The sequence below is a fragment of the Aedoeadaptatus urinae genome, from assembly GCF_900155585.1.
In the GTDB taxonomy this organism is placed as follows: domain Bacteria; phylum Bacillota; class Clostridia; order Tissierellales; family Peptoniphilaceae; genus Aedoeadaptatus; species Aedoeadaptatus urinae.
This window is the reverse complement of sequence record NZ_LT707415.1, coordinates 176,715-187,335: the sequence shown is the minus strand read 5'-3', so window position 1 is coordinate 187,335 and position 10,621 is coordinate 176,715. Positions and strand designations below refer to the sequence as shown.

The following is a 10,621-nucleotide window of genomic DNA, read 5'->3' as shown; positions in this document are numbered from 1 at the left end:
TTACAAGCAGGGGGTCATAGGTTCGAGCCCTATTGCGCCCACCAACCTGGCCTGGTAGTTCAGTTGGTTAGAATGCCAGCCTGTCACGCTGGAGGTCGTCGGTTCGAGTCCGATCCAGGTCGCCATTACATAAGTTACCGCTTATGTGTTTTTTGAAAGCGAGCTCTTAATTTTGTCAATCTGTGCTGGTGTAGCTCAATTGGTAGAGCAACTGATTTGTAATCAGTAGGTTAGGGGTTCAAGTCCTCCCATCAGCTCCAGTGCGAAAGCACGTTTCGGAGGAGTTCCCGAGTTGGCCAAAGGGGACGGACTGTAAATCCGTTAGCTCAGCTTTCAGTGGTTCGAATCCACTCTCCTCCACCATTTAATTTTTTCAATGATAGAGGCGGTAGGTGGTTCTCCGTTTCGGCCATTTCTTGTACCGGGAGTTTTTTCGATATTCACCTGCGGGTGTAGCTCAGTGGTAGAGCCCCAGCCTTCCAAGCTGGTTGCGAGGGTTCGATTCCCTTCACCCGCTCCACGAGCACCTATAGCTCAGTAGGATAGAGCAACGGACTTCTAATCCGTGTGTCGGGGGTTCGAATCCTCCTAGGTGCGCCATTAATTTTGTTGGGGCGTAGCCAAGTCGGTAAGGCACCAGACTTTGACTCTGGCATTCCACAGGTTCGAGTCCTGTCGCCCCAGCCATTATGATCCATTAGCTCAGTTGGCAGAGCACCTGACTTTTAATCAGGGTGTCCCGCGTTCGAGTCGCGGATGGATCACCATAAAATAGGAGAGGTATCGAAGCGGTCATAACGAGGCGGTCTTGAAAACCGTTAGGGTTCACGCCCACGTGGGTTCGAATCCCACCCTCTCCGCCAATAAGGAGAAGTACTCAAGTGGCTGAAGAGGCTCCCCTGCTAAGGGAGTAGGTCCTTCACGGGGCGCGAGGGTTCAAATCCCTCCTTCTCCGCCAAATTGTGAGGGCCTTTAGCTCAGTTGGTTAGAGCTCCCGGCTCATAACCGGTAGGTCCAGGGTTCGAGTCCCTGAGGGCCCACCAATAAGCCCAGATAGCTCAGTCGGTAGAGCAGCAGACTGAAAATCTGCGTGTCGCTGGTTCGATTCCGGCTCTGGGCACCAGTTGAGTAAAGACTCGAGGGCTGTAGCTGCCGGCTACAGTTTTTTTATACCATGACACCTTTCATCCGCCGCAGAGGAGGATTGAAAAGGCCCGTCATATCTGTTACTATAGTAACGTCACTTATAGGAGTATAGTTCAGTGGTAGAACGTTGGTCTCCAAAACCAAATGTCGTGGGTTCAAATCCTACTACTCCTGCCAAATCAGCCGAGTTTTGCTCGGCTTTTTTTGTGCCGAAAATAAAAAATGCCCGTCGCGCGGGCACCCTATTAAATGGATGACAGACCCTTGTCTCTGAGCCATTCAATGAGGGAAAGGATGGTGTCGTAGTAGACGGTAGCCTCTAAGGCAAAGATTAAATAGCCTTCCGGCACCTCGACGCTTTGCACGACGGGCGCATCGGTTTCGAGGACCAGGGCTTTGCGGTTTTCGTCGTAGGGGAGAAGGGTCGCCGGAGCATCCAGGGTGAAGCGGCCACCCTCCTCCGTGTAGAGGAGATCGTCGTATTGGACGTAGCGATCAATGGTTCCTTCGCTTTTTCCCACGATTTGAAAGGGGCGGAGGGTAAAGCCTTGGATCTCAAGCTCCCCTCGGCGCAAGCGCCGCCTCAGGCCCTCGTAACACCTATGAACGGCGGCCATGGCGCGGAGATTGTCTTCGATTTGCGGGGCGACCTCATCAGGGGTAGCACCCTTGAAAAATTCCGAAAAGCCGTCGCCGACGATGACGTCCTTCAGGTAGCCCGCGCCTTTGGCGATAGAAGCCATTTTATAGGACGAAAGGGGGGCGAGGGCGGTTCGCTTTTTGATTTCGTCGTAAAGATCCACCGCCACCTCCAGTCGCTCCCGGGCTTTTTTTGTTAAAAAAGGCCAAAGGATCCGCGTTTCAAATTGCCCGTGAAAGAGATATAGGGTATTCTGTATAGGTAAAGACTCTAAGGCGCGGTTTAAGGGAAGGAACCAATCGACGAGGGGATCGGCCGATTCCGTGCCGATGAAGATATCCTCTCCCAAAAGCCCGTAGGCCACGGGCCGCGCCTTGGGACCGTAATGTGAACAATAAATTTGTAAGAAATAAGCCATGATTTCCTCCTGGGGCAAGTATACCACAGGACGAGGAGGTTCAAATGATTTACTTAGATAACTGCGCCACGACGCGGCCGAGGCAATCGGTGATCGACGCCATGACCGTGTCGTTAAGGGAAGATTTTTCCAATCCGTCCAGCCTGCATCGATTCGGCTACGACGTGAGCAAGAAAAAAGAAGCCATTCGCGAGGGCATTAAGGATTATTTTAGCTGCCGAAGCGGCGAGCTGTACTTTACATCCGGCGGCACGGAGTCCAACAACACGGCTTTGCGCTCCGCCATCCAAAATAAAAGCGGCAAGAATGTGGTGACCACCAATATCGAGCACCCATCCATTTTAAATGTCTTAAAGGCGTCGGAGATGGAGCTGCGCCAGGTGGCCATCGACGAAACGGGCCACATTCCCTTTGACGCACTCATGGATGCCGTGGACGAGGACACGGTGCTGGTGAGCCTCTTTCACGTGAACAACGAGCTCGGGAGTATCAATCCCGTGGAAGAATGGATTCCGAAGATTAAGGCGGCCTACCCGACGGTGAAGGTCCACGTGGACGGGGTGCAGGCCGTGGGCAAGCTCCCGGTAGACTTCGACGCCATGGGCTGCGACACTTATTCCTTCAGCGGTCACAAGTTTCACGGGCCCAAGGGCATCGGCGGGCTGCTGGTGAAAAAATCCGTGAAGCCCTTTATTTACGGCGGCGGACAGGAAATGGGCATGCGTAGCGGCACGGAAAACATTCCGGGGATCTACGGTTTGGGCGCCGCCTTCGACGCGCTGAAGGAAGAGGGCATCGCCCTCGACGCTGCCGAGGCCCGCATGGCTCATTTAAGGGCGGGTATCGAGAGCATAGACGCCATTTCCATCAACAGCCACGCCCCGGCGAGCCCTTATATTTTAAATGTCAGTATTGCCGACACAAGGGGCGAGGTGCTTCTGCACATGCTGGAGGAAAAGGAAATCTACATTTCCACATCCAGCGCCTGCTCCAGCCATCGCACGGGAAAAAATCCCATCCTAACGGCTCTGGGTCTGTCGGATAATTTCGCCGAGGGGACCATACGCATTTGTCTCAGCCGCGAGACCACGACGGAAGAGATCGATATTTTTATTCGCGAGCTGAAGGACGCGGTGGACACCGTGCGTTCCATTATAAGGAGGTAGAATGAAGCGTATATTAAGCTTAAGTCTGGGCGAGGTGGTGCTGAAGGGCGCCAATCGCCGTTACTTTATTCGCAGAATCATCCAAAACATCGAGAGTAGCTTATCCGATGTCGGGTATATAGCCATTGAGTCGGAAATGGGGAAAATCCAGGTGGAAATCGATCCGGCAGTGGAAGAGACGGCCATTAACCGTCTGCGCTTCGTCTTCGGCATCGTGTATATTTCCCCGAGCTGGGCCTTTGAAAAGGACTGGGACCGACTGAAGGAAGAGACGGTGAACTATATCGACCGGCTTCTGAAGGAGCAGCCGGAGTATAAGACCTTTAAGGTCGTGGCAAAAAGAAGCGACAAGGCCTTTTTCAAAAACTCCCAAGAGATCAATATGGATCTTGGCGGCGTCATCCTGGATCACTTCGCAGATCGCCTGGCGGTGGACGTCCACGAGCCGGATTTTTATCTCTATGTGGATGTTAAAAACGAAATGTATCTGTATCACAAAAAGATTCCCACTTACGGCGGTCTGCCCCTGGGGACCAACGGCAAGGGCCTGCTCCTCTTAAGCGGCGGCATCGATTCGCCGGTGGCGGGATTTTTAATGGCGAAGCGGGGCGTGCAGGTGGACGCGCTGCATTTCCACTCCTATCCATTTACCTCGCCTCAGGCCGAGGAAAAGGTCATGAATTTGGCGAGAATTCTTGCTCGCTACTTAATTAAGGTGAATGTATACAGCGTGAATCTCTTACCCATTCAAAAGGAGCTGAACAAGTACTGTCCGCCGGAGGAGATGACCGTGCTTTCCCGCCGCTTTATGATGCGCATCGCCAATCGCCTGGCGGATGAGCACGGCTACAAGAGCGTCATCACCGGAGAAAACCTGGGTCAGGTGGCGAGCCAAACCATCGACGGGCTTACGGTCATGAACGACGTGGCGGAGCGCATCGTCTTCCGCCCCCTCATCGGCATGGACAAGGTGGATATTATTCGCTGGGCCGAGCGCATCGAGACCTACGAAACATCCATTCAGCCCTATGAAGATTGTTGCACCGTCTTTTTGCCGAAGCACCCGAGCCTTCGTCCTACGGTAGAGGATATGGTAGCCTCGGAGGCCAATTTAGACATCGAGGCCTTGGTGGATGCGTCCATGGAAACGTTGAAGATTACAACCATACGAGCAAAGGAGAACCGATGAAAAAATTAATTCCCGTACTGGCGATCGTGCTGATTATTGCCGGCATTTTCGGATCCACGTACAACAAGCTGCAAGTAAAAGATGAAGACGTGAACCAAGCCTGGGCCCAAGTGGAAAACACCATGCAGCGCCGGGCGGATCTCATTCCTAATTTAGTTGAAACGGTGAAGGGCTACGCGAAACACGAAGAAGATGTGTTTACGAAGGTCACCGAAGCGCGGAGTGCCGTCAAGGCCGCTTCCACGCCGAAGGAATACGCTGCGGCCAACGAGCAAATGGATCAAGCGGTGAAAAACATCAATGTAGTCGCCGAAGCTTATCCCGAACTGAAAGCCGACAGCAACTTCGCCAATTTGCAAGCGGAGCTGGCCGGCACGGAAAATCGCATCGCCGTAGAGCGCAAGCGCTACAACGAAGCCGTGGCCGATTTCAACAAATCGGTGAAGCGCTTCCCCACCAATATGGTGGCAAAGCTCCTGGGCTTTAGTCAAAGAGAGTACTTCCAAGCGGCAGCCGGTGCCGAAAAAGCCCCCGAGGTTAAATTTTAGGTCGGAGCCATGAAAAAGCGCCTGTTTCTATTGGCTCTGGCCCTGTGCTTTTTGTCTCTGCCCGTCTTTGCATCCAAGGTCCCCGATGCCACGAGGGATTTTTACGTCTACGACGAGGCCGGGGTGTTGAGCTATGAGGCGAAAAGAGACATCATCAGGACTAACGAGTCCCTCTTCGAGCAAACGGGAGCCCAGGTGGTGGTCTGCGTCTTGGATCACTTGCCCGAGGATGAAACCATCGAAGAGACGGCGGTGGATATTTTCGACAAATGGGACATCGGTACGAAGGGAAAGGACAATGGCGTCCTGCTCCTGATCGCCATGGAAGATAAGAAGTTTAAAATCGAAGTGGGCTACGGTTTGGAAGGCGCCATTCCCGACATGGTGGCCAAGGACATTTTAAACGACATGGTGCCCTATTTTAAAGACGGCGATTACGAAGTGGGCATCCGCGTGGCCTTCGGCGAAATTCTTTCGAAAGTGGAAGAAGAATACCAAGTTACCGTCGACGGCAAAGATGCCGTCACCGAAGGCGTAGCCTCTGAAAGCGAGGCAGCCGAGCTGGCGGATGTGATTCGCCTGGCGATTATCATCATTCTCATCGTGCTGATCTTCGGCCGGCGCAACAATCGCCGAGGCGGCGGAGGAAGAGGCGGCTATCGCGGCCCGATCTTCATCCCCTTCGGCGGCGGTTTCGGCGGAGGCGGCGGCTTCGGCGGAGGCGGCGGCTTTGGCGGCGGAGGTAGCTTCGGCGGCGGCGGATCCTCCGGCGGCGGAGGCGCCAGCGGCGGTTGGTAAACGCCAAAACATCGCGTCGAAAAATCATAAAACCGAGGAGGCTTTTGCTTCCTCGGCTTTTTTTGCATGAAAAAACCTCCGAGTCCTTCGGAGGTTCTTTGCTTTATTTTCTTGCAATGAGGGCGTAGGGCAGACCGACAAAGCAGATGCCGCCGATCATATTGCCCAAGGTCACGGCGACGAGATTATGAACGACGCCGGCAAGGGTGAGGGGAACGGCGGATTTCGCCAATAGACCGATAGAGAAGAGCGTCATATTGGCAATGCTGTGCTCGAAGCCGATAATAATAAAGGTGGCGAGACAGAGGGTAATATAGAAGATTTTCCCGCCGCCGTCGGCCATGCGTCCGGAGCCTCATACGGCGAGGCATACGAGAATATTACATAATATGCCACGCAAGACCAGGGGAAGAAATGCGAGCTCGGCTTTTGCGAGGGCCGCCTTTGTAAAGACCTCCGCCGCATCCCCTGCAGTAAAGCCGCCTCCCACAAAGAGCGCACCGCATAGGATGGAGCCTGCCAGATTTCCGATCCAGCAGACAGCCCAAAGCTTTAAAGCAGCGGAAAGGGGAATGGCTTTTTGCGTCAGCCCGATTGTCATCACCATATTATTTCCCGTGAAAAGCTCGGCGCCGGCGATGACGACGAGAGTCAGGGCGATGGAAAAGCAAAAGCCCATGATCACCTTGGTAGGTGCGCCGGGAATAAGGGTTTGGATGGTAAAGACGAGGCAAATGGCGAAGCCGACGTAAAAACCGGCGAGCATGGAGGCGATGAAATACCCCGCCGGATTGGATTTCAATAAATTTACTTTGCCTTTGGAGGCCTCCGCCCATTTTTTAATATCTTCTTGAAACATAGATCCTCCTTAAATACGGCCGGTGTGGGTTTTGTCGTAGTGAACGCCGCTCCAATACATAGGCGTATAGACGATGGCCTTATCGGGAAGATTGACGCCTTCCATGACCCAATCTCTAAAGACATTAAAGCCGGTGCGGTCCACGATGTAGCCGATGTGTTCCTTTCGTGCCGGCGCGTTGGGATCGATGTATTTTTCTACATAGCTGTAGGTGTTTTTAATGATTTTAATGATGGAGTCCTCGTCGGCCCATTTAATGAAATCCTCGCCGAGGCGCGGGTTGCGCTTGCCCGTGCGGCCGAGAAGGGTGAGCTTATAATACTTTTCCTTCGAGCGGGTCCAGGCGCGCATGGGGCAGTAAACGACGCAGACGCCGCAGCCGATGCACTTGTCGGGATCGCGCTCCGGTTTGCCGTTTACCATTTTAATGGCCTGAACGCTCTTGCTGCGGCAATACTTTTCGCAGGCGCCGCAGCCGACGCAGCGATCCTTATCGAGCTGAGGCTCCGTCATGCCCATAATGCCGAAGTCGTGCATACGAACCTTGGCACAGTCGTTGGGGCAGCCGGTAAGGGCGATCTTAAAGTGAAGATCGTGTGGGAAAATGGCTTTTTCAATGCGCGTGGCAAAACCGGTGGTTTCGTAGCAGGCATAGGGGCAGACGCGGTTGCCGATACAGGCGGAGATGTTTCGCGTGCCCGAGGAGGTGTAGCCCTCGTCCCGAACATCCTGATTGATGTCCAGCTTGTCGATTAAGGGTTGCACGGCCTTGTTGACTTCATCCATTTTTTCAAAGGGAATCCCTAAAATCTCAAAACCTTGCCGAGAGGTGATGTGGACTTCGCCGTTGCCGAAGGTATCGGCGATGTATTGAACTTGGCCCAGCAGCTCGCCCGTAATGTGGCCGCCGGGTACGCGAATTCGGATGGCGGTAATTCCGCGCCGTTTCGTAACGCGGAAGGCATTTTTACGCATTTTTAGAGCGTTGTAATCGTGACTCATCATAGCCCCCTTAATCGAACATATGGCGGCCCGCGGTGTAATTATAGACGGGGCCATCGGTGCAGACGTAGCTTTCATTTATTTTGCAGTGACCGCATTTACCGATCCCGCAACACATTTTTCTTTCTTGGCTGATCCAGATGTTTTCTTCCTTAAATCCCAGCTCCAGCAGCTGCAGGCAGGTAAAGTGCATCATCATCGGCGGGCCGACGACGATGGCCGCGGCCTCCTCGTAATTGTCGATTTTCAAGCTGGGCAAGTGCTCGGTTACCAGACCGATTTCGCAGGTCATGTCGCCGGGGTCGCAGTCCAAGGCATCGACGGTGAGAATAAGATTGACGGTTTCGCGCCAGCGGATTTGATCCGCCAAAAACAACACATCGGCAGGGGACTTAAACCCGGCGACGAGGGAGATGTGCTGACATTCATCCGGATGATTGGCAAAATAATCCACGACGCCGCGCACGGGACTGAGCCCGGTACCGCCGGCGACGACGAGAAGCTCCTTGCCCTTGTAAAGATCCACATCGAAGCCGTTGCCGTAGGGGCCGCGCAAAAACAATCGATCGCTGTGAAGGAGATCGAAGATTTCATCGGTTACCTTGCCCACTTTGCGAATCGTGAGGTCGATGGTATCTTCGCCGATGCCCGAAACGGAAATCGGCGCTTCGCCGACGCGGGGAATGGACACTTCGAAAAATTGACCCGGGCGCACGTCGCCGGTGTATTCGACGCGGAAGGTGTGCTCCACGGCCGTGTGCTCGATAATATCTACAATTTTTGAGGGGAAGGGGAGGTATTCGTTACGCATTTTCATCCTCCTTGTCTTTTGTCATGGAGGCAACCTCCGTCACCATGGTGGAAAAGGAAATGTACTCCGGACAGACATCGTCGCAGCGGCCGCAGCCGGTGCACATGTGATAGCCGAACCGTTTTTTGAAATCGTAGACCTTATGCAATGTTTTGAAACGCATGCGTTGACCGTGCTTGTCGCGGTATTTGCCTCCGCCTGCCACATCGGTAAAGCCGTCCACCATACAGGATGCGTGGACGCGGCGCCTTTCGCCGGCACGTCCGTTGTCTTGATAGAACAGATCTTGCATGGTAAAGCAGGTGCAGGTGGGACAGACGAAATTGCAGCGGCCGCAGGCGATGCACCGCTTGTCGTACTGATCCCAAAATTTGCTCGTCATCACCTTGTGCGGATCAATGGCATCGCTTAATTCGACGCGAGTCGGCGTTTCAGTGACGTAGAGGGGCTCCACGAGGAGATTTTCTTCGCTGTGGCGCTCAAAAATCTCGTCGAGGGCCGAGTCCTGAACGTCCATGTAAAAGAAATCGCCGTCGCGATCGATGGAGGCGGCGTAATTATCGCTTTTGTTGGTTTCCATATCCACGCAGAAACAATTGTCGTAGGCTGTGGGGCAACCGATTAAGACAAATTTCATCTTTTCCCGGAGCCGCTTGTAATAAGGATCGGCGAATTTGTTTTCGAGATAAATGGCGTCCAAGCGCTTGACGCTATGTAAGTCGCATGAACGTAAAAACACCAGAGCCTCTTTGTCGAATTGCGGTTCCGACTCCGTGACGGTGTTTTCCGTAAAATAGAACAGCGTCTCGCTGATGGGGTAGAAGACTTCTTTCATCGAGTAGTGACTTTTTTTCTCGAGCTCCGCCTCTTCGATGCCCTCGATTTCTCCGTAACGGATACTGTCGAGATCCGAATAGGGGGCTTGGCCTTCAAAACGCTTCGGGGCAAAGATCAAATAGTCTTTTGACAGCTCCTTTAGCAGTGCGTTTAAAGAAGGCAGACTGAATTTATATCCCATAATGACTCCTTCCTATGTCGGTTCGTGAATAAACAATCAAAACGACACAAAAAAACATCCTTCCACTTCTATAGTAGAGGGATGTCAGTTTTTATTCCGTGAGAAAAGTCACAAAGTGAAAAATTAATCGTTACTTTTAAAATATTCCTCCAAGCGTCGGCGGTCGGGCACGATAAAGTATCCTTTTTCCTGGATAACAAGTCGCTGATCCAGTAAAGGTTTGATGCTCCGCGAGACGCTTTCGCGGCTTGCGCCGATTAATTCGGCGAGAAGGGTCATGGTGATCTTTAAGTCGATGGCGACACCTTCGGGATGAGGGGCGGGGTAATCTTTCGAAAGCTTCCACAATTTGGCGGCGATGCGCTTATCCAGTCGCACGAAGCCCGATGAGTTTTTAAGTTGGCGATACAACCGGCGCATGCGCAGATTATAAATATCGATGGTATTTAATGCGAGGACGGGATCTTTTTTCATGGCCCGAGACAATGCCTTTTGTTCCAATTTATAAATGATGCCTCCGCAGATAACGCGGCATCCGATGGAAATCGGCCGGGGCCGGGGCTCGGGGTAGTTTAAAATTTCGCCGGGACCCAGTGTAAAGATGACCCGTTGATCGCCGGATCCGTTCAGCTTAAACAGTGCGTATTGGCCGCCTTGTATCATGTAAACGGAATCCAAAACATCGCCCTCTTGAAAGAGCAGGGAATTTGTTTCGGTATTTATTTTTACCATTTGATCAGAGAGATCTTCGATGATTTCTCGGTCTACATCCTTAAAAATATTCAGCCGTTCAGATAAGAAATTCATAGCAAACCGCCTTGTGTTTTGTTAAAAAAATTATATCACGGGGATCGTCTCGTCGGTTGAAAACAGTAAAAAGATAAATAAAAAAGTGAGGTGGCTTTGCAATGTATTTAGGGGAGGGGCTTGTCAAAAAAGGTGCAATTTTATAAAATAAGAAGAGAGCACCCATTCCATTCGACCGGATGATTCGAGTGGCTAGGGTTTTGAATCGTTTATTTCGAA

9 protein-coding genes, 12 tRNA genes and 1 pseudogene are annotated in these 10,621 nt (G+C 52.5%); 16 read left to right on the top strand and 6 right to left on the bottom strand.

Annotation, left to right across the window (positions count from 1 at the left end):
* Positions 1-48 precede the first annotated feature (48 nt).
* The 12 genes from BQ7397_RS00975 to BQ7397_RS00920 all read left to right on the top strand — a co-directional run bounded on the left by BQ7397_RS00975 (position 49) and on the right by BQ7397_RS00920 (position 1,323).
* Positions 49-125: transfer RNA gene (locus BQ7397_RS00975), tRNA-Asp, on the top strand.
* Positions 126-184: 59 nt separating this feature from the next.
* Positions 185-260 (top strand) — tRNA-Thr (locus BQ7397_RS00970).
* 17 nt (positions 261-277) lie between these two features.
* Positions 278-363 (top strand) — tRNA-Tyr (locus BQ7397_RS00965).
* Positions 364-446: 83 nt separating this feature from the next.
* Positions 447-520: transfer RNA gene (locus tag BQ7397_RS00960), tRNA-Gly, on the top strand.
* A gap of 3 nt (positions 521-523) precedes the next feature.
* Positions 524-600, top strand: a tRNA-Arg gene (locus BQ7397_RS00955).
* Positions 601-610: 10 nt separating this feature from the next.
* Positions 611-687 (top strand) — tRNA-Gln (locus tag BQ7397_RS00950).
* Between the two features lie 4 nt (positions 688-691).
* Positions 692-767: transfer RNA gene (locus tag BQ7397_RS00945), tRNA-Lys, on the top strand.
* A gap of 7 nt (positions 768-774) precedes the next feature.
* Positions 775-863 (top strand) — tRNA-Ser (locus tag BQ7397_RS00940).
* A gap of 4 nt (positions 864-867) precedes the next feature.
* A tRNA-Ser gene (locus BQ7397_RS00935) sits at positions 868-958 on the top strand.
* An 8-nt stretch (positions 959-966) separates the two neighbouring features.
* A tRNA-Ile gene (locus BQ7397_RS00930) sits at positions 967-1,043 on the top strand.
* 4 nt (positions 1,044-1,047) lie between these two features.
* Positions 1,048-1,123 (top strand) — tRNA-Phe (locus BQ7397_RS00925).
* A gap of 125 nt (positions 1,124-1,248) precedes the next feature.
* Positions 1,249-1,323, top strand: a tRNA-Trp gene (locus BQ7397_RS00920).
* A gap of 68 nt (positions 1,324-1,391) precedes the next feature.
* On the opposite strand, the gene BQ7397_RS00915 is transcribed toward BQ7397_RS00920, so the two are convergent.
* Positions 1,392-2,204 (bottom strand): hypothetical protein, encoded by an 813-nt coding sequence (locus BQ7397_RS00915; RefSeq protein ID WP_077074320.1) that lies wholly within the window; start codon positions 2,202-2,204, stop codon positions 1,392-1,394.
* 44 nt (positions 2,205-2,248) lie between these two features.
* Between BQ7397_RS00915 and BQ7397_RS00910 the strand changes: the two genes are divergently transcribed.
* Genes BQ7397_RS00910 through BQ7397_RS09225 form a run of 4 tightly spaced genes read left to right on the top strand, consistent with a single transcriptional unit; the run spans position 2,249 to position 5,905 of the window.
* Positions 2,249-3,370: a cysteine desulfurase family protein gene (locus tag BQ7397_RS00910; protein WP_077074319.1), complete on the top strand. Its 1,122-nt coding sequence runs from the start codon at positions 2,249-2,251 to the stop codon at positions 3,368-3,370.
* Between the two features lies 1 nt (position 3,371).
* Positions 3,372-4,559, top strand: coding sequence for a tRNA uracil 4-sulfurtransferase ThiI (gene thiI / locus BQ7397_RS00905; RefSeq protein WP_077074318.1), 1,188 nt, complete (start codon positions 3,372-3,374; stop codon positions 4,557-4,559).
* Positions 4,556-5,107 (top strand): LemA family protein, encoded by a 552-nt coding sequence (locus BQ7397_RS00900; protein WP_077074317.1) that lies wholly within the window; start codon positions 4,556-4,558, stop codon positions 5,105-5,107. The genes thiI and BQ7397_RS00900 overlap by 4 nt, the downstream gene beginning before the upstream one ends.
* A 9-nt stretch (positions 5,108-5,116) precedes the next feature.
* A complete protein-coding gene (locus tag BQ7397_RS09225) occupies positions 5,117-5,905 on the top strand; it encodes a TPM domain-containing protein (RefSeq protein WP_077074316.1) in 789 nt (262 codons plus the stop codon).
* Positions 5,906-6,008: 103 nt separating this feature from the next.
* On the opposite strand, the pseudogene BQ7397_RS00890 reads toward BQ7397_RS09225, so the two are convergent.
* The 5 genes and pseudogenes from BQ7397_RS00890 to BQ7397_RS00870 form a co-directional block, all read right to left on the bottom strand.
* Positions 6,009-6,764: pseudogene (locus BQ7397_RS00890) on the bottom strand (formate/nitrite transporter family protein).
* Between the two features lie 9 nt (positions 6,765-6,773).
* Complete coding sequence (gene asrC, locus BQ7397_RS00885) at positions 6,774-7,766, bottom strand: sulfite reductase subunit C (protein WP_077074315.1); 993 nt, start codon at positions 7,764-7,766, stop codon at positions 6,774-6,776.
* Positions 7,767-7,776: 10 nt separating this feature from the next.
* Complete coding sequence (asrB, locus tag BQ7397_RS00880) at positions 7,777-8,577, bottom strand: anaerobic sulfite reductase subunit AsrB (protein WP_144019944.1); 801 nt, start codon at positions 8,575-8,577, stop codon at positions 7,777-7,779.
* Complete coding sequence (gene asrA, locus BQ7397_RS00875; RefSeq protein ID WP_077074313.1) at positions 8,570-9,595, bottom strand: anaerobic sulfite reductase subunit AsrA; 1,026 nt, start codon at positions 9,593-9,595, stop codon at positions 8,570-8,572. Before asrA ends, asrB begins: the two co-directional genes overlap by 8 nt.
* Before the next feature lie 123 nt (positions 9,596-9,718).
* A complete protein-coding gene (locus tag BQ7397_RS00870) occupies positions 9,719-10,402 on the bottom strand; it encodes a Crp/Fnr family transcriptional regulator (RefSeq protein ID WP_077074312.1) in 684 nt (227 codons plus the stop codon).
* Between the last annotated feature and the right edge of the window lie 219 nt (positions 10,403-10,621).